At 71.4% G+C, this 21,383-nt stretch carries 11 protein-coding genes; 8 read left to right on the forward strand and 3 right to left on the reverse strand.

Features of this window, described 5'->3' with window-relative positions; translation table 11 throughout:
• Nucleotides 1-195 precede the first annotated feature (195 nt).
• Entirely contained in the window at nucleotides 196-1,206 is a 1,011-nt protein-coding gene (locus ACZ7MF_RS10715; protein ID WP_356865859.1) for a LacI family DNA-binding transcriptional regulator, read from the reverse strand.
• A gap of 38 nt (nucleotides 1,207-1,244) precedes the next feature.
• Nucleotides 1,245-2,279 (reverse strand): endonuclease/exonuclease/phosphatase family protein, encoded by a 1,035-nt coding sequence (locus ACZ7MF_RS10720; RefSeq protein WP_471475808.1) that lies wholly within the window; start codon nucleotides 2,277-2,279, stop codon nucleotides 1,245-1,247.
• Between the two features lie 195 nt (nucleotides 2,280-2,474).
• Between ACZ7MF_RS10720 and ACZ7MF_RS10725 the strand changes: the two genes are divergently transcribed.
• From ACZ7MF_RS10725 to ACZ7MF_RS10745, 5 genes are all read left to right on the forward strand, one after another.
• Complete coding sequence (locus ACZ7MF_RS10725; RefSeq protein ID WP_471475809.1) at nucleotides 2,475-4,082, forward strand: TIGR02677 family protein; 1,608 nt, start codon at nucleotides 2,475-2,477, stop codon at nucleotides 4,080-4,082.
• A complete protein-coding gene (locus ACZ7MF_RS10730) occupies nucleotides 4,082-5,431 on the forward strand; it encodes a TIGR02678 family protein (RefSeq protein ID WP_471475810.1) in 1,350 nt (449 codons plus the stop codon). The genes ACZ7MF_RS10725 and ACZ7MF_RS10730 overlap by 1 nt, the downstream gene beginning before the upstream one ends.
• On the forward strand, nucleotides 5,428-9,624 hold the full coding sequence (locus tag ACZ7MF_RS10735; RefSeq protein WP_471475812.1) for a TIGR02680 family protein: 4,197 nt from the start codon (nucleotides 5,428-5,430) through the stop codon (nucleotides 9,622-9,624). Before ACZ7MF_RS10730 ends, ACZ7MF_RS10735 begins: the two co-directional genes overlap by 4 nt.
• Nucleotides 9,621-10,928, forward strand: coding sequence for a TIGR02679 family protein (locus ACZ7MF_RS10740; protein WP_471475813.1), 1,308 nt, complete (start codon nucleotides 9,621-9,623; stop codon nucleotides 10,926-10,928). The genes ACZ7MF_RS10735 and ACZ7MF_RS10740 overlap by 4 nt, the downstream gene beginning before the upstream one ends.
• Before the next feature lie 220 nt (nucleotides 10,929-11,148).
• Nucleotides 11,149-13,164 (forward strand): N-6 DNA methylase, encoded by a 2,016-nt coding sequence (locus ACZ7MF_RS10745; RefSeq protein ID WP_471475814.1) that lies wholly within the window; start codon nucleotides 11,149-11,151, stop codon nucleotides 13,162-13,164.
• 53 nt (nucleotides 13,165-13,217) lie between these two features.
• On the opposite strand, the gene ACZ7MF_RS10750 is transcribed toward ACZ7MF_RS10745, so the two are convergent.
• Nucleotides 13,218-14,798 (reverse strand): serine/threonine-protein kinase, encoded by a 1,581-nt coding sequence (locus tag ACZ7MF_RS10750; RefSeq protein WP_471477217.1) that lies wholly within the window; start codon nucleotides 14,796-14,798, stop codon nucleotides 13,218-13,220.
• A gap of 69 nt (nucleotides 14,799-14,867) precedes the next feature.
• Here ACZ7MF_RS10750 and ACZ7MF_RS10755 point away from each other — a divergent pair, with 69 nt between their 5' ends.
• The 3 genes from ACZ7MF_RS10755 to ACZ7MF_RS10765 are packed head-to-tail and all read left to right on the forward strand — an operon-like array spanning nucleotide 14,868 to nucleotide 21,353.
• Nucleotides 14,868-16,529 (forward strand): PD-(D/E)XK nuclease family protein, encoded by a 1,662-nt coding sequence (locus tag ACZ7MF_RS10755; protein ID WP_471475816.1) that lies wholly within the window; start codon nucleotides 14,868-14,870, stop codon nucleotides 16,527-16,529.
• Nucleotides 16,526-17,677: a pPIWI_RE_Y domain-containing protein gene (locus ACZ7MF_RS10760; RefSeq protein WP_471475817.1), complete on the forward strand. Its 1,152-nt coding sequence runs from the start codon at nucleotides 16,526-16,528 to the stop codon at nucleotides 17,675-17,677. The genes ACZ7MF_RS10755 and ACZ7MF_RS10760 overlap by 4 nt, the downstream gene beginning before the upstream one ends.
• Nucleotides 17,670-21,353, forward strand: a complete 3,684-nt coding sequence (locus tag ACZ7MF_RS10765) for a pPIWI_RE_Z domain-containing protein (RefSeq protein WP_471475819.1) — start codon at nucleotides 17,670-17,672, stop codon at nucleotides 21,351-21,353. Before ACZ7MF_RS10760 ends, ACZ7MF_RS10765 begins: the two co-directional genes overlap by 8 nt.
• Nucleotides 21,354-21,383: the final 30 nt, after the last annotated feature.

The raw sequence follows: 21,383 nt of genomic DNA on the forward strand, positions 1-21,383 counted from the left end.
AGAGAAATGTTGAGTCGTCTACAGGATGGACAGCGTGAAGTGGACATGCCGCAGGGCCGGGTGAGGTGGGTGAGGGCCGGGCAGGCGCTGGGGCATGCCTCGGATCAGCGGCTTTCACGAGCTACGTCGGGTAGCCGCAAGCCACTGCCATTTCCCGCAAGAGACTTGCGGTCACAGGACGGTGCTGAGAGGCCCCTAGTCGGCGGCCGGCTGCGCCGTAGAGCCCCGGACCACGAGTTCCGGTTCGAAGAGCAGCTCGCCGTGGGGGACTTCGGTGCCTTGGATTTGTGCGCAGAGGAGGTCGACGGCGGCGCGTCCCATGGCTTCGATGGGTTGGCGGACGGTGGTGAGGGGTGGTTCGGTGCAGGTCATGAAGGCGGAGTCGTCGTAGCCGACGACGGAGACGTCGTGGGGTACGTGGTGTCCGTGGCGGCGGGCGGCGCGGACGGCGCCGAGGGCGAGGGGGTCGCTGGCGCAGATGATGCCGGTGATGCCGCGTTCCAGGAGGCGGGTGGCGGCTGCCTGGCCGCCTTCCAGGGAGAACATGGCCCGCTCGACGAACTCCTCGGGCAGCTCCGAGCCCGCGGCCCGGGCCGCGTCGCGGGCGGCGGCCAGCTTCCGGCGGGAGGGAATGTGGTCGGAGGGGCCAAGGACCAGGCCGATGCGCTCGTGGCCCAGCGACGCCAGATGCCGCCAGGACTGCTCGACGGCGACGGCGTCGTCGCAGGCGATGCACGGGAAGTCGAGGTTCTCGATCGACGCGTTGATCAGCACCACCGGGATGTTGCGCTCGGCGAGCAGCCGGTAGTGGTCGTGCGGGGCGTCCGCCTGCGCGAACAGGCCGCCCGCGAACACCACTCCGGAGACCTGCTGTTGGAGCAGCAGCTCGACGTAGTCGGCCTCGGAGACGCCGCCCTTGGTCTGGGTGCACAGCACCGGGGTCAGCCCCTGCTGGGCGAGGGCGCCGCCGATGACCTCGGCGAACGCGGGGAAGATGGGGTTCTGCAGCTCGGGCAGGACCAGGCCGACCAGGCGGGCGCGCTCGCCCCGCAGCTGGGTCGGCCGCTCGTAGCCCAGGACGTCCAGCGCGCTCAGCACGGACTGCCGGGTCGTCTCCGAGACCCCCGGTTTGCCGTTGAGCACCCGGCTGACCGTGGCCTCGCTGACCCCAACCTTCTTCGCCACCTGAGCAAGTCGTCGCGTCACAGACGCAAGGCTAACGCAAACACCGCAAGCCGCTTGCTTCAGTCCCAGGAGATCCGGGCGACGACAGGAAGGTGATCGCTGCCGGTGGCGGGCAGGGTGCGCAGGGCGCCGACGGTCCCGGCGCGGGCCATCACCTGGTCGATCCGGGCCAGCGGCAGACCGGCGGGAAAGCTGAGCGCGAGGCCCCGCACGGCCACGTTCAGCGAGTCGGTCAGGGGACGCAGCGCCCGGTCGTCGACCGTGCCGTTGAGATCGCCCAGCAGGACCACCCGCCGCAGCTCCTCCGCGTCGAGGGCGTCGCCCAGCCGCCCTGCGCTGTCGTCCCGCCAGGCCGAGGCGAGACCGCCCGCCCCCACCCGGACCGACGGCAGGTGCGCGACATAGACGGCGACTTCGCCCCGCGGCGTGTGCGCCACCGTCCGCAGCCCGCGTTCCCACTCCTCCTCGATGCCCCGCGGCTTGATGTCCAGTGGACGTGAACCGGAGAGCGGATACTTCGACCAGAGGCCGACGGTGCCCCGGACCGTCCGGTACGGATAGTCCGGCGCGAGTGCCGTCGCGTACGCCTCCAGCGCCGGCGGCACCAGTTCCTCCAGGGCGACGAGGTCGGGCCCGGCTCCGGCGAGCGCGCGGGCGGTGCCCGCCGGGTCGGTGTTCTCGTCGCTGACGTTGTGCTGCACCACCACCAGGTCGTCGGCGCCGGGCTCCGGCGCGGGCAGGAGCAGCCCGCCGAAGAGGTACGTCCAGGCGGCCGCCGGCAGCAGCAGCGCCACCAGGGCGAGCGCCGAGCGGCGCACCAGCGCCAGGACGAGCAGCACCACGACGACCACGCCGAGCCACGGCAGGAAGGACTCCAGCAGACTCCCCAGCCCGCCCACGCGGTTGGGCACCGAACGGTGGAACGAGAGCAGGAGAGCGGTGCACACCGCCACCCCGGCAAGCACCCGCCCACGCCCGCGCGCCCAGGCAGGCCGGCCTGGCCCATTCGTCCGCTGAGTCCAAGCCCGACGTCCCACCCACCGTCGCGTCGTCTTCACCGCCGAAGCCGCACCACGGCCCGCCCGCTCCACCATCGTTTCCCGTCCACTCGTCCTTGCCCCTCAGGACGATCCACTGCACTGGTCGGGTTCCCGGGGCAAGGCGATCAGTGAGCCGCACCCGGGCGCGCTCTCCTGCATGAGCAGCACGACAAGAGCGGCACGGGGTGATCGGCCCGCTTTCCCCGGCTTTCCCCCGCACTGTCAGTGTCAGTCCGTACGCTCGGCAGCGTGAAGGGGAAAGAAGCACGAGCACCAGCGGGGGAGACCGGCGCGGAGGCGTGGCAGCGGCTGAGCGCGTACGCCTACCTCAGCGCGCCCGAGCGTCTGGAGTACGTGGCGGTGATGCGGGTGTTCTGCGGCACGCTGCTCGCCGACCTGTCCATACCCGACCTCCTCGCCAAGCTGGCCGAGCGCGGCGGCCCGGGAGCGGCGCTGGACGCGGAAACGCTCGCGCGCAGGCTCGAAGAGCTCGTGCGCTGGGGCAATCTGCTGCGCAGCACGCACACCGTCAAGGCGACGAGCATCGCCGAGTACCAGCGCTCCCGGTCGCGCTACCAGCTGTCGAAGCTGGGCGAGCGCGTGCAGCGGGACGCGGACGAAGTGCTGGGCGGGGCGGACGCCGCCCGCGAGGTGAGCAGCGAGCTACTGGCCCTCGTCGACCGCGGTCTGCGTGACATCGCCGCCATGGCCGCGGCGCCGGGCGGCGCGGATCCGCGGCAGGCGCTTGAGCGGATCAGCACCCTCTTCGTGCAGTTCGCCGAGTTCGCCGAGTCGGTCCGGGACTTCTACGCCTACCTGGGCCAGGTGCTGGCGCGCTACGACCTCGACTCGGCCGAATACCAGGGATTCAAGGAACTGCTGCTCGACTACGTGGAGGCCATCACCGAGGACGTCTCCTTCCGGGCCCCGCGCATCGCGGCCCACCTGGACGCCCTCCGGCCGCACCTGCCGGCGCTGCTCGCCCGAATCGACGCGCACGCGACGGGTATCGGAGCACTCGCCGACGGACTGCCCGAGACCCGGGTGCAGCGCAGCCGCGGCCGGGACCTCGCGGACTGGGAGGGACTGCGCGAGTGGTTCACCGTCACCGGAGCGCACTCCAGCCAGGTGGACCAGCTGCGGGACGCCACCCTGCGCGCCCTGCAGTCGCTGCTCGCCAACGCCAAGCGGATGCTGCGCTCGGCCTCCGGCGAGATGTCCCGCCGCAAGGACCTGCTGCGGCTCGCGGCCTGGTTCGACGCCGCGGAGCCGGACGAGGCCCACGACCTCGCGGTCGCCGCCTTCGGACTCTACGGCGCGCGGCACCTGGGAGTCGCGCCGGACCCCGACCAGTCCGTGCCGGCCTACGTGAGCTGGTGGACCGGACCCGTGGTGGACGTACCGGTGGCGCTGCGCGAGCGCGGCAGCAGGAGCCCGCGCGGACGTGCGGCGGCAGCCGAGGACCACTCCGAGCAGAAGCTCCGCCTCATGGAGCAGGCGCGACAGCAGGCCGAGGCCCGGCAGGCGGCGGCCGACGAACTGCGCAGCGCCTCGGGTCGGTTCGACCAGGTGAGACTCGGCGCCCCGGCCATGCGGCTGTTGCTAGAGCTGCTCACCACGGCCCTCGACAACGCCCGACTCAACAAGGCATCCGGCGACTTCCTGCTCGACGGCGCGCAGGCGGACGACGCGGATCTCGGCATCCGGCTGACCGCATGGCGCACGCCCGGCCGGTCCACCGTCCTGCGGTCCGTGGACGGCGACCTGACCGCGGACGCTCTCACCGTGGCCGTCGAAAGCACCTCCGCACCCACGGTGGGGGAGCCGGTGCCCGAGGCCGAAGAGGCGAGCGCCTGATGCCCCTGCCCTCCGCCCACGACGTCGCCCTCGCGGCCGAGCGCCGTACGGCCGCCCGGCTCCTGCTGGCCCACCCCCTGGTCACCAGCACCGGACCGCACAGCGACACGTTCCCCCTGATCCGGCGCCACGCCGACTGGCTCGCCCAGCGCTTCCAGCAGGTGTTCGGCTACCGCCTGCTCGTGGAAGCCTCCTACGCCCGGCTGTTCAAAGCGGGCCTCGGCCCGGGATCGGGCCACCGACTGGAACGACCGTCGACCGGAACGCCGTTCACCCCGCGGACGTACGCCTGCCTCGCCCTCGCTCTCTCGGTCCTCGTCACCGCCCCGGAACAACTCCTGCTCTCCCAGCTCGTCGCCGACCTGCGCGCCGCGGCCGTCGACGCCGGCATCGAGATCACCGACACCGGGCGGCAGGCCGAGCGGCGGACCCTCGCGGCCGCCTTGCGGCAACTCGTCGACTGGGGCGTCCTGGTGGAAACCGAGGGCCAGGTGACGGCCGTCGCCGAGGAACGGGCCGGGGAGGCACTGCTGACCGTGGACCGCGACATCGCACGGGCCGTCGTCGCCGGCCCGCTCGCCCAGAGCCGCGACGGGGCGGACCTCGTGCGCCGGGCCGCCGACCCCGGCTTCGGTGGGCCCCGTACCTACGTCCGCCGCCGTCTTGTCGAAACCCCCGTCGTCCACCTCGACGATCTCACCGACGCCGAGCGGGAATGGCTGCGCACCCGGCAGCGCCGCGAGGCACAGGCCTTCTCCGAACTGCTCGGCCTGGAAGCAGAGATCCGCGCCGAGGGCATCGCCCTGGTCGACCCGGACGACGAACTCACCGACCTGCACCTGCCCGGCACCGGCACGGTCGCCCAGGCCGCGCTGCTCCTCGTGGAACGGCTGACCGACCGGCTGCGCCCCGGAGATCCCGGCCATCCGGCGGTCGGCGGACGGCTCGCCATCGGCGTACCCGTCCCCGACGGACTGCTGCCCGGCCTGCTCGACGAACTGATCGAGGAGTACGGCAAGCGCGGCACCTGGCAGCGCGGACATCTGGAGGACCGGGACGGATTCCTGGCCGCCGTACTCGACCTCCTCGTCCGGATGCGGCTGATGGCTCCGGCCGGTCCCGTCCGCGCGGACGGGACCGGCGTGCCCGAGGGATACGAGCAGACCGCGGCCGACGGCCGCTCCGTCACCGACGTCTCACAGGCGCGCGGCCAGAGCCGCACCGACGGCGGTGGCTGGATCCTGCTCGCCGCGGCCGCCCGATACGCCACCAGGGTGGCGGTCAAGCCCCGTACCACCCGCTCCCCGGCCGACGACGTCCCGGACGCCCCGAAGGAGTCACCCCGATGAACCGCCCGCCGTCCCCGCACCGCTACCGACTGCACCGCGCGGGCATCCGCAACGTCTGGCAGTACGACCACCAGGAGTTCTCCTTCGGCGAGGGCCGCATGCTGCTGCGCGGCAAGAACGGCGCCGGCAAGTCCAAAGCCCTGGAGATGCTGCTGCCCTACCTCCTCGACGGTGACGCCCGCGCTCTTGACGCCACGGGAACCGGACGCACCACCCTGGCCTGGCTGATGCTCGACGGCTTCGCACAGACCAACCGGCTGGGCTACCTGTGGCTGGAGTTCGCGAGGACGGACGAGGAGGGGAACGACCAGCATCTGACCATCGGCGCGGCCGTCCGGGCGTCCCAGTCGACCAAGACGGCGAAGCCCTTCTTCTTCACCACCGGGCTGCGGGTCGGCGAGGACCTCGACCTCGCCCCCGCCGGCCACCCGCTCCCCGTCGACCGGCTGAAGTCGCTGGTCGGCCCGGAGAACGTCACCGACCGCGCCGTCGAGCACCGCGCCAGGGTCGCCCGCGACCTGTTCGGCCTCACCGACCCGGCGCGCTACCGCAACCTGCTCCACCTGCTGCACCGGCTGCGCCGCCCCACCATCGGCGACCGCATCGACTCCGGCGGACTCGTCTCGGTCCTCGCCGAGACCCTGCCCGCCCTCGACGACGAGGTCGTGGAGAAGGTGGCCCGCAGCCTGGACGACCTCGACTCCGTCAGGGCCTACCTCGGACGTCTCGAACGCACCGACCGGGCGCTGCACACCTTCCTCACCAGCTACCGCGGCTACCTGCACGGGGCGCTGCGCCGGCGCACGGACCGGACGAGCGGTGAGCTTCAGCGGCTGACGGAGCATCGCAGGTTCGCGGGTGACGCGGCGCGCGAGGCGGAAGCGCTCCGCGAGCGGGAACAGGAACTCGACGCCCGCATCGAAACCTTCGAGAGTGAGGCGAACGCGGCCGAGACGGACCTGGCCGCGCTGCACGCCAGTGCCGGGTACCGCAGCCTGCGCGAACTCGGGGAGAAACGCGCCACCGTCACCGCCCTGCACAGCGCGGCCGGCGCCGCGTTCAAGGCCGTCCGACAGGCGCACATCAACGAGGAGGAGGCGGGGCGGCGGCTCACCGCGCAGACCGGGCGGCTCGGTCAAGAGCTGGTCGAACTGACCACCGCGCACGGTGAGTTGCTGCAGGACGCCGAGCGGGCCGGGATGGACCCCGTGCACCTGGGGGAGCCCGTGGGGACACCCGTCGCGCCGATCGCACCCGCCGCCACCGCAGAACTGACGGCTCCGGAAGGAGACTTCCACCTGGTCCGGCACAGCGAGGTGCTGGCCGTCGACACCGAGATCTGCACGACCGGGCTGCACGCCTGGGATGCCCGGCTCGACGCCACACAGCCGGTGATCAGGAACCGGATCCGGTTCGTCACGGAACTGGGCGCCCTTATCGAGCGGTCGGACGCGGCCCAGCGGGAGGCGGACCAGGCCGACGCCGCCCGAGAGCGTCTGGAAGAACAGGTGGAGCATGCGCGCAGCCGGGCAGAGCGACGCCGGGAGGAAACCGTCGGCGAGGGGGCGGCGTACGCGGACGCGGCCAGAGCCTGGACCGGCGAACTGCGCAAGCTCACCGGCCTGCCCCTGGACGACGTGCTCGCCCTGATCGCATACGACCGGACCGACGGACCACTGCCCGCCCAGACCCCCGACGAACTGGCCGACACGGCCCGTTCGGCCGTCGACCTGTGGCTTGCGGACCTGGGCGAGGAGCGCGACACCCTCTCTCTGACGGTCCACGGCCTGGAGAGTGAACGGGACGGCCTTCGGCGACGGCGCGAGGAATGGGAACACCTCACCGACCCCGAGCCGCCACCCCCGCCCCACCGCACTGCTCCCCGTACGCCCGGCACGGGAGCGCCGCTGTACCGGGTCGTGGACTTCGCACCCGACCTGGAACCGGACGCGCGGGCGGGACTGGAAGCCGCGCTGGAGGCGAGCGGCCTGCTCGACGCCTGGGTGCGCACCGACGGTACGCTCCTGGACCCGACCACGCGCGACACCTTCGTGGTTCCGGGACCACCGGTCGCGGGGCCGTCGCTCACCCACGTGCTGCGGCCCGTCGCCGCGCCGGACAGCGGAGTGACGGCGGAGCAGGTCGAGCGGGTGCTGGGATCGATGGCTCTCGCCGAGAGCCGTGAGGTGCACCTGGTGGATGCGGCAGAGACCGGGCCGCACACCGCGATCGGCACCGACGGCTCCTGGCGGCTCGGCGCCGCCCGCGGCCGCCACGCCAAGCAGGCCGCCGAGTACGTGGGTGCGGAGGTGCGCGCGCAGACCCGCCGCCGGGCACTGGCGGACATCGACCGCAGACTGAGTGACGTACAGGACGAGCTGGAGCAGCACCGGCACCGGCTGCACATCCTCACCGAGCACCGCGACCAGGTCGGCGGCACCCTGCGCCGACCGCCCTCGGCACGTGGACTGACCGATGCCTGGGCCCGTACCGCCGAGGCCGAGCGCACCGCCGCGTCCCTCGCTTCGCAGGCGTCCACGGTCGCCCGCGAGGCGCAGCAGGCACGCGCCCGCGCGGTCACCGTCCGACGCGAGACGGAGGCGACGGCGAGTGCCCAGGACCTCCCGGCGAACCCGGCCGCACTCGACACGGTCCGCCTGGCCCTCGACCGTCTCGGGCAGGGCACGCAACAGCTGCGGCGGCGGATCCGCGCGGTCCTGTCCACGACCGAGGGCCACCGCGCCGGCCGTACGGACCACGAGCGCGCCGAGTCCGCCCGCCGGGAAGCCGAAGCGGACTACGCCGAGCCGTTCGGCCGCCTGGAGACAGCCCGCCGTACCGTCCGGGCCCTGGAAGACGCCCTTGGTGCCACGGAGCAGGAGATCCTCGCCCGCGAGGCCGGGGCGAAGCGTCGCATGGACGCCGTAGGACGGCAGCTCCCGCCTACGAGGAGGGAGCGGGACCAGGTACACGACCTGCGCGTACGGGCGGAAGAGGAGGAGAGGAAGCGGCGCGAGGCACTCGCCGCACAGGAGACCGAGGCACTGGCCTGCGGCAGCACTCTGCGAGCGGCCCTGTCACTGCCGGGCGTCCTCAGGGGAGCGGGCCTCCGCACCGACGCGGACGATGAACCCGTCATCTCCCCGGACCCCGTCCATCACGACGTGGGGGAGCGCATCACGGCACTGAGCCAGCTGATCGACGCCGTGCACGGCAGTCTGGACGCCGAACGCCGCGACCTCTCGGACACCACCCTCCTCAACCGCCACACCGAACTGCGCGACCAGCTCTCCGGCGGTTACGACGCGACACTCGAGGAACAGGACGGCATCAAGCTCTGCCGACTCGTCGACGACCAGGGACCGCGCGACATCGCCGAGGTCGGCGAGCGCATCGCGACCGAGGCCGCCGAGGCACGCGACCGGCTGACGGAGCGCGAACGAGAGGTCTTCCAGCGTTTCCTGACCGGAGAGCTGGGCGACCACCTGTCCGCACAGGTGCTGGCGGCCGGCGCCCTGGTCGCCGCCCTCAACACCAGCCTCGCCACGGTCCGTACCTCGCACGGCCTGGGCGTCACCCTCGACTGGAAGCTGGCCGACGGTGTGGAAGCGGACGTCAAGGCGGCCGTCGATCTCCTGCGCAGCCCCTCGGGTCTGCGCACCCGTGAGCAGTCCGAACAACTCCGCGACGTCCTCCAGCGCCGTATCGAGGACGCCCGCCGTGCCGACCCGGCCGCCGGATACGCGGCCCACCTGCGCACCGCCCTGGACTACCGCACCTGGTTCACGTTCACCCCCTGGGTGGTGAACGACGCGGCATCGGGCAGCCGCCGCAAACTCTCCGGCCGCACGGGCCTGAGCCAGGGCGAACAGCGCGTCCTCTCCTACCTTGTCCTCTTCGCCGCCGCGGCGGCGCACTTCAGCGGCCTCGCCGACACCGCCCCGCACACACCCCGCCTGATCCTCCTCGACGACGCGTTCGCCAAGGTCGACGAGCCCACGCACGCCCGCCTCGGCCGCATCCTGGTCGACCTGGACCTCGACTTCGTCCTCACCAGCGAACGCCTGATCGGCAACTGGCCCGACGTACCGTCCCTCCACATCTACGAATGCCTGCGCGACCCGCACGTACGGGGCGTGGCCACGCTCCACTACACGTGGAACGGGCGGCAGCGGAGACTGTTGCCGGTATGAAAGACCCCAAGCCCGCCGACGAACCGTCCCTGAACGCCGACGCCCTCGCCTTCCTCACCCGGCCGGGCCTCACCCGCCTCTGGGCGGCGGCACGCACCCGCCTCGAACGCAACGGGCTCCGGCCCACCGGCACCACGAGACTCCAGCACTTGGACGCACCGGAACGCGAGGCCCTCTCCCTGCTCCTGGCCAGACCCGTCACCGGCCCCACCGCCACGATCAGCCTCCCCGACCTGGACGCCCGCCTGCAGGCCAGCGCGGCCGGCCGGGGCCTGGCCGCGACCCTGGAGGCGCTGGGCCCGCCCCTGACGGACCGCAGGGCGGTCCGCGACTCGGCGGCGGCCGAACGGGCCCGCGTCTGGTCGACGGCCCAGACGAAGCTGGAATCCACCTCCCTGTCGTCACAGTCCTGGGCGGTGCGGTGGCTGGAGGACCTACGAAGCGGCGGCACCCTCACCCGCCAGGACCCGCACACCGCGACCACGGTCGTGACTCAGGCGATCCGCACCCTGGCGGCTCTCTTCCCGGGCTTCCCGGACGCCGAAGCGAACCCCACTCCCGTTTCCCGGGGCCGCGGCGAACTGGCCACCCGCACCACCGGCACCGCCCACGGCCTGGACGACGGCACCCTGCTGTCCCGGCTGGTCCTACGAGGCATAGCCCTGGCACACGACACGGAGTTCCCCACCGACGCACCCGCCCGCCGGGCCCTGTGGCGCATGGCCTCGGTCACCCCGGACGAGGTCTCCAGCACGGTCCTCACCCACGGACTGCGCCCCACCGGCGGTACCTGGCGCGAGGCCGCCCTGCGCGAGCGCGCCGACCACCACATGGAGACCCACGTCACTCTCCGCGAACTGCGCACACTGAGCCTGAAGATGGCGCCCGGCACCCGGGTCCGCGTCTGCGAGAACCCCCGCGTGGTCGAGGCGGCCGCCGACACCGGCCGCACCGCGCCCCTGGTCTGCACCTCCGGCAGCGCGACGACGGTCGTCCTCACGCTCCTGGACGCCCTGAAGACGGTCGGCTGCACGTTCGCCTACCACGGCGACTTCGACTGGCCCGGCATCGCCCTCGCCAACCGGATCACGCAGCGGTACGACGCCGAACCGTGGCGCATGCGGGCGGCCGACTACGAGTACCTGGCGACCCGCGCCCAAGTGCGGGACACCCCGACGATCCCCCTCACCGGCCCGCCGGCCGAGGCCACCTGGGACCCGGAACTGGCCCCCACGATGATCTCTGTGGGGATCGCCCTGCACGAGGAGGCAGCGCTCGATCTGCTTCTGGAGGACCTCGGTTGAAGTGTTCAGGCGCCCTGCGAACAAAGTGTCGGACTCGCTGACGACGTCAGTCACTGCCCACCCATGACGCACGTCGGCGTCGCCCTGGTGACCGTTCCATATTGTGGGTACCGTGAAAACTCAGTCAATGGACTGCCCGCAAGGATGTGTGCGAAACGGAGCGCTGTGGCGTACCGTTGCCCGGCGATATTGAGACATCCCATGAGACCGGAAGGACACCATGGCCCAGCAGGACGAGCCGGTGACCGTGACACTGGCAGGCATCGCCCGGCTCGCTGGTGTGGGGCGCGCAGCCGTCAGCAACTGGCGTCGGCGGCATGGTGACTTCCCGCCCCCGGTGGCCGGTACGGACGCCAGCCCGCAGTTCTCTCTCGACTCGGTCGAGGAGTGGCTGACCAGGCATGGAAAGGGCGACACCGTCGCCAGTGGCTGGGAGCGTTTGTGGCCTCGTGTCGAGGACTTGGGTGACCGGGACCGCATGGGACTCCTCATCGCTCATGTGGGCATGCAGTTGGGTACGGGCGGTGCGAGGCCGGCGGAGTACGCCGCACCGGATGCGACAGGACCCGAGCGGGCTCTGGCGGAGGAAGCCCTTCACCTGGCGCGAAAGGACGGGGAGAGCGGCAGCAGCGGATTTCTCTTTCTCCTGGGGCGTTGGCTCGGCGCGCATGTGCGACAGATCGCCACGACTCCGGCTCCCCTCGCCGACCTCATGACGGAAGTCGCACAGGCGGCGCGGACCGGAGAACGTGTGCGCTCTGTCATCGATCCGGCCTGTGGCACGGGAGGGCTGCTCGTCGCGGCAGCTCGGAGGTGGGCGGGTGAGGGCAGCCTCGAACTGGTTGGCCACGACCGTGACCCTGTTCTCGTGAGGCTGGCGGAAGCCTGGCTGGCCCTGGAAGCACCGGAAACAGAGCGCAAGGTTCTGGCGGCCGACACGCTGCGGGACGATCCTCTGCCCCAGGCCGATGCGGACCTGGTTCTGTGCAACCCTCCTTCCAACGAGCGGGACTGGGGACACGGCGAACTCGCCACCGACCGACGCTGGCAATTCGGGCAACCACCCCGTACCGAGCCCGAATTGGCCTGGGTTCAGCATATTCTCTCCTTGCTGGGTCCGGAGGGGCTGGCCGTCGTACTGCTGCCACCGGCCGTCGCCTCGCGTCGCGCGGGGCGGCGCATCCGGGCCGGGCTCGTCCGTGCGGGTGCGGTCCGCATGGTGGTGGCGCTACCGGCCGGTGCGGCCCAGCCCTATGGAGTGGGGCTGCATCTGTGGCTGTTGGGTTCACCAGCGGGGGAACACGCTGCCTCCTCTGCCTTGTTCGTGGACACGGCCGACTGTCGCCACACTCCGACCACAGGGCGTGGTCAAGCGGTGGACTGGGACGCCGTGCGCGATCGGATACTGGCCGGTCTCAGAGGTGACGCGGCTGAGGGGGCGGTTGTGGTTCCGGTGCTGGACCTGCTCGGCGACGAGACCGATCTCACGCCGGCCCGGCACGTGCCTGCCACGGCGGCCGCCACTGCTGTGGATCTGCGCCGGTCGTGGACGGACTTCGACGCCGCATCGCTGGCGTTGCGTGACAGTAGCCAGGCGCTCCGTGCGCTCACGGTGGTGCGTGATCCGGGTGACCGCCTCGATGTGAGCGTGGCCGAACTCGAGCAGACGGGTGCTGTCACGCTGGCAGCGGGGACTTCTTTGCCTGCCGATTTGGTTCAGCGTGGTCCCCGGTCTGATGAATCGGTGCCGACTCTCACCCCCTTGCTGCTGGGTGAGGGGCACGGCGGTCAGCAGTGGATGACTCCCGAGGATGTGGAACGCCTGCGTGGGAAAGGGGAACTCACCGTCACCGCATTCGGTGATGTCGTGGTCGTCGGCGCCACGCAGGGATACGACGCCTGGGTGGAGACCAGGGCACCAACCGTACTCGGGCCCCATCTGCACCGATTGCGTGTCGATCCCGAACGCCTCGATCCGTTCTTCCTGGCGGCATGTCTCCGGGTGCGGTCGAACGCGCGGCGCGCGGGTACGCATGCGTCGGTGTCGTCCCGCATCGACGTACGACGTCTGCGGGCGCTGCGACTGCCCCTGGAGGAGCAGCGGCGGCATGGTGAGATCCACCGGCAACTGGTCAAGTTCCAGGATGCCGCGGCGGAAATGGGTTCGGTGAGTGAATCCTTGGGGGATGTTCTCGCCGGGCTGTTGGCGAGTGGTGGACTGGCCGATGGGCGATGACCTGACACGTGACGCAGGTCATCACTCGTGACACCAGGAGAACACGTCCTCGATCAGTTGCCGGGCAGCTTTTCGAGCAGCGTCTCGACGACCGCCGTGTGTCCCCACTCGGCCAGTTCCTGACCCACCTCGCGGCAGCGACGCACGAGCCGGTCGGGCACATCCGGCAGGAGCGCGCACGCCTCCAGGACGACGCGTTCCCACGAGAGTAGGGCGCCGCGTGCGTCTTTCTCCTCCGGAACGGTGCACTCGGCCGCTCCGATCCGGGCTTCCAGAGCCAGGACGTGTTCCGTCGTTCCCGCGGTGGCTCCCGTCATCTCACGCGCCACCGCACGGTACCCGGAACCGGCGCCGGGCCAGTCTCCCGAGAGGCGGGCGGCGTCGGCGCGGAGGAGCAATGCTCGGAGCACATCCGGGTCGCGTCCGCCCCAGCGGTTCCGGGCGTCCGGCAGGTACCGTACGAGTTGCTGTGTGTACGGTCCCGGCCCATGTTCGGTCAGTTCGGCCTCTGTCCGGGCGATCATGGATCGCAGACCGGCTCGGGTCGGCCCGGCCGATGACGGACGGTGCACCATGGGGCGGCGCCGACCGGTGACAGCCGCCTTGCGGTGGCAGGTGTCCACTGTGCCGGCCGTCGTGGTGATTCCGGCTCTGAACGGTGCGGTGGGGTCCGGCACCAGGACCGGATGCGGGGCAGGGGCACCGGGCTGTGGAAGGAACGGCTGGAGGGCCGATTCGGCCTCCGCGGCGGTGGGACGCGCGACGGGATCCTTGTCGAGCATCCGTGCAGCAAGGTCGATGAGGCTGGTCGGGAGTCCGTCGACAAAGGCGTCCAGGCGGGGGGCCGGGGTCTCGCAATGATGCCACTCGATCATGTGATCGGGACTGCTCATCATGAACACATGCTCTCCGGTGACCAGCCGGAACAAGGTGCAGCCGATGCCGTAGACGTCGGCTGCCGGTCCTGGGTTGTGCTCGCCGAGGATGATCTCCGGAGCCTTGTAGCCGATGCTGCCGGGTGTCCGGCCCTCGGTGTGCCGGGTCGCTTCGGGGTCGGTCGGAAGAGCGATGCCGAAGTCGACCAGGTGCGCGGTGCCGTCGTCGGCCAGAACGATGTTGTGCGGCTTGACGTCACGATGGATGACGTCGGCGGCGTGCACGCGCGTGAGAATGCGGAGCACCTGGACGATGACGGTGACGGTGGCGGTCAGCGTAGGGCGATGGGTGACGAGGAAGTCACGGAGATTCATTCCCTCGATGAACTCCGTGACGAGATAGGGCCTTCCGCACGCGAAGTCGTAGTCCACGAGACGGGGCACACCCTGTCCACCCAGTCTTTCGTGCATCGCGCGCTCGCGTTCGAACCGCTTGAAGTCGTTCGCGCTCGGTCTCACGCCTCCATGACCGGGCAGTCCTTCCCAGAAGGTACGGGCCAGGAACTTCACGGCGACGGTTCGTCCGATCGTCGGGTCCAGCGCCCGGTACACGCTTCCCATCCCGCCGCTGCGTGGTCCGCCCGTGATCTCGAATCTCCCGGCGAACACCTTCCCGGACTCCATCGTCCTGCCCTCCTCCGTGGTCGACCACTGCCCGATCCAACGATAGTGGTGACACGTCAGTTCGCACCTAGCCATTTGACTTAGTTCACAGCCTAGGTCACTCTGGCACGTGTTCTGCTCGCCGAGGCGCAAGGAGGCGCTCTCGTGACTGTTCTGAGGAATCCGCCGGGAGTGGACGGCGACGGCGCCCTGATCCGGATCGGTCCGCCGCTGCTGCGCGAAGAAGCCGATGCTTGCCCCGAAGGGCGTGCGCTGCGGGCCCGCCCCCTGCTCGTCCAGCAACCCGGGCGTTCCCGCCGCAAGCCGGTCGAGGACTTCTGGTTCCAGCCGGTGGCCCGTCTCCTGGACGTCGTGGAGCATGAGGGCAGAGCTATGGCCGAAGCCGTCGCGAACCGCTGGCACGTTCGCAACTGCTCCAGCGCGCATGCGGAATGGGCGTGGGAAGCGGCCCGGACCTTCCTTGCCGCACGTGACCGGGAGCAGTCGGCACGCGTGACCTCGGGGTATCCGGCCACCTCTCCCGTGCAACCGGGCTGGGTGAGTGGGCGGGAGCTGAACGCCTTCGACGCGCGGGGTGTCGACCAGTACGAACGCACCGCCTGGGGGCGGCAGTACGCGTCCGGAGACGGATCCGTCCGGGAGCTCTGGATCCCGTCCCTCGGGCAGGTCAAGGCGGATCGCCGGCTGTTCGAGGTGGTCGCCGCTGCGCACGTGCTCGCCACGGGGATCCCGGCGCGAACTCCCTACCTGAGGCGCTCCGAACCGCTCCCGAAACCACCACCGCAACCGAGCAGAGTTCGCGTCCTCGGGGTCGGGCTCCGTGACGGCTCCACCGCAGTGCTCGGTGACTGGGACGTCGAGGAGGTGCAGCGACTGTTCGACGCGCACGTGCGTGACCGGATGACCAAGGTGACCGACAGCCGGGGCCGGAGACCCGGCTCGGACTGTGTCCGATGCGAGGCGCTGGCCGGCTGCCAGGACATCCCTCACGCCACTGGCCTGCTCGGTGCCCCAGGGCCGGCCCGCCCCCGCAAGCGACGCAGTATCTCCGTCTCCGACCTGCGCGCCTACCGGGACTGTCCCGCCAGGTACCACCTGACCAGGGTGCTCCATCTGCGTGAGGGCCGGACGGAGAACGAGGCGATCCGGCGTGGCCGCGCGGTCGACAGTTGGCTCAACGCCTGTCACGGCGCACGGCCGGCGGTGCCCTGCCGGGACATCCCGCTGCCCGAGACCTTGCCGGGACTCGACGAGGCCGAACTGCCCGCGGCCCGCGCCATGATCCGCGCGCACCGCGGCCTGTGTCCGCTGGACGGCCTGCCGGCCACGGAGCGGGTCGAGCCGCAGCGCAGCGTCGCCGTGTACGACGCGCGGGCGGATGTCGTCGTCATCGCCGCATGCGACGTGGTCTACACGGACGACGGCGGCGTGGTGATCCGGGAGACGAAGACCGCCGCACATCGCTTCGGGGAGCGGCGGCACCTCGTGGAACAGTTTCCCCAACTGGCTCTCGCGGTCCTGCTCCTGGCGTCCGGTGCACTGGGTGGTGATCCTCGCCGCTCCCGCGTCGAGCTGGAAGTGCTGCGCCCGGACGGAGCACGCCTTGAGGAGCTCGACCCCTGCGACGGCCCCACGCTCGACCAGTCCCGGCAGGTCATCGCCGGACTCGCCACCGGCTGGGCAGCCGACGAGACGTACGCGGCCGAGCCGGCCCCGGGCTTCGACTGTTCCGGCTGCGAGGCGGCGCGCTGGTGTTCCGTGGGACGTTCCCGACACGCGGCCGACACCACGGAGGAGACCCGGTGACCATCGACGACTACCGTGCCGTACCTGCCGCGAACTGGGCGGCGCACGACGGCGTACCGTTGCTGCGGACGCTCGCCACGGCACTTCTCGCCCTGGAGGCGCAAACCGGCCTGGACTCCTTCACACTCCCCTACCCTGCCGAGGCACAGCGGGCGCTGGACCGTACGGTGCTGGCCTGCCTGCTGCGCGGCGCCCGCCCGCCCGCCGGGCTGACGGAGCTCGTCGACCGCTGTCGTACGGTGCCGCTCGAGGACTGGCCCCTGAGCCTTCCCGCAGATCTGGTGGAACCCGGGGATCGGCTGCTCGACGAGATCTCGGGCAGACCCACAGAACTGTGCCACGAGTGGGCCGGCCGGAGCCCCGACTCGGCCGCGGTCTTCCGGGATCGCGAAGTCGTTCTCGCCGCCCTCCGCCTGTGCCGTGAGTACGGCGAGGAGGACGCGTACACCGCCTTCCGCGGACTGCTCGTGCACCGGCCGGTCCTCACGCCCGCAGAGATGTACGAGGTGACCGGTGACGTGGTGCTGGAACCCGTGCACGAGCTCATCCGGCGCGTCTACAAACCCGTGCCGGAGTCCTATCTGCGGGACGGCGCCTACACGGCCTGTGGTCGGTGTCTCACCCTGCTGACTCCGGTCGGAGCGGGTGAGTGGTGGTGCGAGCGCGACCGCTGCCGTCGCCAGGGGCCACCACCACCGGGCCGCCGCATCACCCGCGACGGGACTCTCACGGTCAGCCAGCTGGAGCGTCCGCTGAGGCAGTTCGTCACCGGACCGGGACGGGCCGAGGCCGATCTGGAATGTGAGCTGCTGGCTTTGGGACTCCAGGTGCGGATGTGGCCCGGCTACGACGCCTACGACCTCCAGGTGGTGTTCCCCGACGGTTGGCGCTGGGCCGTCGACGTCAAGGACTGGGCGCACCCGACGTTCCTCGGCCGCTCGGCCCGCCCCGTCCCCCAGGATCCGCCCTACGACGAGGCGTTCTGGGTGGTGCCGGTGCACCGAGCTGCGGCCCGTCCCCACTACGTCGCGGCCTTCGAACGGGCCCGGCCCGCGAGCGCCGGCGGCCTGCCGCTGCTGACCGATGCCGAACTCGTGACCCGTGCGAAGCGACGGCTGCGCACCTGCAAGGGAGACCACCGTGCGTGACCGTGAGAGCTGGCACCGGCCGGTGAGCCGCGAGCTGGCGCAGGTGTGGAACGGGCTGCCCGCCGGGCTCGACGGGGTGAAGCCCGTCCATGTGTGCCAGGTCGAACTGGCACTGCGGCTGCTGCAGCACCTCGCGCCGAAGGAGCCGGCCGAGGGTGCCTACACACTGCTGGGCGGCTACCCCTTCGCCCGTGCCGCCGGCCTGGCGCACACGCACGAGCACCACACGATGCTCACCGCCGCCCGCCACCTGCTGTGGACGCTCCGGCGAGGACGCGCCTGGCACCAGGCCCTGGACGCGTACCGTCTGGTCCCCGAACGGCTGCGTGCCTATGAGCTGCCGGAATCTCGAGAGCGGAGCGCACCCCGAGCGTTGCTGCCGACCGTCGCGGCCGGCCGTGTCGCCGTGTATGACCGGGCCCTGGCCGAGGTCCCCGACTTCGTCCGCAGGCCGCTTCCCCTGGCACCGGCGGGCCGCAGCAGTTTTCGGGAACTGCGCCGGACGACATCGGTCACGATCCCCGAGCTCCTCGTCCTGGAGAGCCCATCCGGACACGACCTGTCCGTGGGACGCGGCGGGGGTTCCGAGCCGCTCACCGTCACACGGGACGAACTCGTCGACACCGCCCGATGGATGGACGGCGCCGAGCTGGAGGCGGGTGCCGAACGGCCGGGGAACTGGGAGGCGCGCATGGCGGACGTGCGCATCGCGCCACGGGACGCGGACGGGCGCGGATTCACCGACGGCGACGCGCTGCGGCTGGACGGCCTGCTGCACTTGGCGGGCATGGTGGGCGCCGGCAAGAGCACGCTGATGGCACTGGTCGCGGTGTGGGCCGCCCGCCGGGAGACACCACTGCGCACCACCATCGTCGTGGGGGACGCCGCCGAACAGTTGCGCCTGTGCGAGCTGTTCACTGCTCTCGGTCTGCCCGCCGTTCCGCTGCTCGGGGCCAGCACACGCGAGTCACATGTGCAGCGACTCCACCGCCGGCTCGCTTCCCGTGGCCTGGACAACCTCCTCGACCACGATGCGCAGGGTTTCGACGAGCTGAGTACGGCCTGTGTCGTGGACGCGCTCCGAGGAACCGAGGCGGCCCGACCGTTGCGCTATGCCGATGCGCCGTGCACGAACCTGTATCCGGAGCGGAACGCCCCGGAGCGAGGCGGCGGGCAGGCATCCCAGGCTGCGGATCCTCTCCCCGCCGTCTGGGAACCGGGCATGTCCCGCGCCGTCGAGAGCGTGCCTGCCGACCAGGAACCGAAGGGCTCCCCCCACGGCTGCCCCATCTGGGCCGAGTGCCCGCGTCACCGGTCGGTCCGTGCGCAGGTCGATGGGCTGATCTGGGTGGCGAACCCGGCCAGCCTGGTGCAGAGCGCCGTGCCCTCGCACCTCAACGACGAGCGGCTGCGGCAGCTTGAGCTGGCCTGCATCCGCAGTGACATCGTCTTCGTCGACGAGGCCGATTCCGTGCAGATGAAGTTCGACGAGCTGTTTGCCCCGTCGGCCACCCTCGTCCAGCCGGGCCTCGAGTCCTGGCTCGACCGGCTGCACACGCACAAGATCGAGGAACTCTCCCGTCAAGGACGGCTTCCTCTGACGGATCGCCAGGTCGAACAGTGGAACGCGGCCCTGGCAGTCGTCACGGTCGCCGCCGACCGACTGTACCGCCTGCTGATCTCCGACGAACCGCTGAGGGACTGGGTCGACACCGAGTACTTCAGCCCTTGGGCGCTTCAGGAGAAACTCCTCGCCGACTGGTTCGACGAAGTGCCGGGCCCCGACGCCTTTCGCGCCGTGGACACACTCGAAGCGGTGGCCGACGAGCAGGAGCTGTACGAGGGGTACGAGGACGACACCGGCGGTGAGGAACCCGACACAGCGCCCACCGCACCCCGCGACCCGCGCCGGGACGAACTGGCCGCGCTGCTCGACGCCTTCCGCGACGACCCGCTCGGCGGCCGCGGGCGGCGCGGCACGCTCACCGACACCATGGTCGAAACCGCTCAGGACCTCCTGCACGGCCTGTCCGCCCCCCGCACCCGGGACCGGGTCCGAGGGCTTCTCGGTGAGATGCTGCGGGAGACCTCGGTCGCGGGCGTCGGCCGGGCGTCGGCCGGGGAGGCGTACGAGAAGTGGCTCGACCTGACCTGCCGCCGCCTGGAGTTCACCCTGCTCCTGTCCGCCCTGCACCAGCGCCTGGACCGCCTCACCCACCTGTGGCCGCATGTGGAGGCCGCGCTGCGCCTCGGTGCCCAGGGCAAGGAGCTGGCCCGCCGCGCACCCTTGGACTACGCGCCGCTGATCCCGGAAGCACCCATGGGCAACGTCCTCGGTTTCCAGTACCTCCCCGATGACCGGGAGCGTGACGAGATCGGCCGCACCAGCGGAACCCTGCGCTTCTTCCGCTGTGCCGGCGTCGGACGTGAACTCCTCCTCTCGCTGCCGGAGCTGGGCGCGGACCGCGCGGCCGGCCGTCCGGGCCCCCATGTGGTGCTGATGTCGGGAACCAGTTGGGCCGGCGAGTCCACCCGGGCCCACGTACTCGCTCCTGTGGGAGCGGTCTTGAAACCGTCGGCCCGGTCGCTCGAAGCGGTGGCACGCACCCGTTTCTCCACCCACTTCCTCTACGACGAGGAGGGCAGGCCGATGAGCCTGTCCGGGACGGCTCCGAAGGCCCGGACCACACAGGCGCGCGCGATCGCCGCGAAGCTGGGCCGACCCGGCCCCGGCGGCTGCGACAGCCCTCTCGGCCTGGAACTGGCCAAGGTCGCCGACGACCACCGCAAGCGGGCACTGCTGCTGGTGGGCAGCTACCGGGAGGCCTACGCCGTCGCCGACACCCTGGATGCCGAGGAGCGGTGGCAGGGCCGGGTCCGGGTGCTCGTACCGGATGACGCCGACCTCGACCAGGCTCTGCACGGCGCGGGTTCCGCGGAGGGCGGGGCCACCTCGTCCACCCTGCGTCGTGGCGATCTGGCCCTGTTCGCCGAGGACCCGGCCGCGGAAGTGCTGGTTGCCCCGCTGCTGGCGGTCGAGCGCGGTCACAACATCCTCAACGTCCAGCGCAACGCCGCCTTCGGCACGGCGCTCTTCCTCGCCCGTCCGCATCCCCGGCCCGACGAGCTGTCCCTGTCGGTATTCGCCGTCAACGACTGGATCAGCCGCTTCGTCCGCGACCGGCCGCGAGCCGACGACCTCCCGGGACCCGCCACCTTCACCGAGCTGGTGGCCCAGGCCACCACGCTGGACCAGGCGGGCCGTGATCTGAGGTTCGCGGGCCGTCAGGAGTGGCGTCGGCTTCTGTCGCGGCGCTACATCTACTCCCGGCTGTCCCCCTGGGAGAAACGCGCGTTCGCATGGGACCAACTGGTCACCATGTGGCAGGTCATCGGCCGCCTGGTACGCGGTGGAGTACCCGCCAGGGTCGTGTTCGTCGACGCGGCCTTCGCTCCCCGGCTGGCGCGGTCCCTCGCATCTACGGCCTCGGGCGACGCCGTCCCGGCCGTCGACGGCCTGCTGCGTGCCCTGCGGTCGGTTCTTTCACCGTACTTCGCCCCCGACGCCGATCCGGACGCCTTTCCCGACCCGGCCGACCCGGCGCTGGCCCGGCTGCTCTACCAGCCCTTCCACGACGCCCTGCTGACCCTCGGCCATCACCGGCCCGTCCGCTGAGGCGGCCGGCACCGGCCCGCACGTCACCGC

The sequence above is a fragment of the Streptomyces sp. NPDC111628 genome, from assembly GCF_055635195.1.

What these genes read in the sequence shown, in the direction of transcription:
- ACZ7MF_RS10750 (WP_471477217.1), bottom strand. Translation starts at nt 14,798, where the DNA reads ATGGCTAGGTGCGAACTGACGTGTCACCACTATCGTTGGATCGGGCAG.
- ACZ7MF_RS10740 (WP_471475813.1), top strand. Translation starts at nt 9,621, where the DNA reads ATGAAAGACCCCAAGCCCGCCGACGAACCGTCCCTGAACGCCGACGCC.
- ACZ7MF_RS10745 (WP_471475814.1), top strand. Translation starts at nt 11,149, where the DNA reads ATGGCCCAGCAGGACGAGCCGGTGACCGTGACACTGGCAGGCATCGCC.
- ACZ7MF_RS10730 (WP_471475810.1), top strand. Translation starts at nt 4,082, where the DNA reads ATGCCCCTGCCCTCCGCCCACGACGTCGCCCTCGCGGCCGAGCGCCGT.
- ACZ7MF_RS10720 (WP_471475808.1), bottom strand. Translation starts at nt 2,279, where the DNA reads ATGGTGGAGCGGGCGGGCCGTGGTGCGGCTTCGGCGGTGAAGACGACG.
- ACZ7MF_RS10735 (WP_471475812.1), top strand. Translation starts at nt 5,428, where the DNA reads ATGAACCGCCCGCCGTCCCCGCACCGCTACCGACTGCACCGCGCGGGC.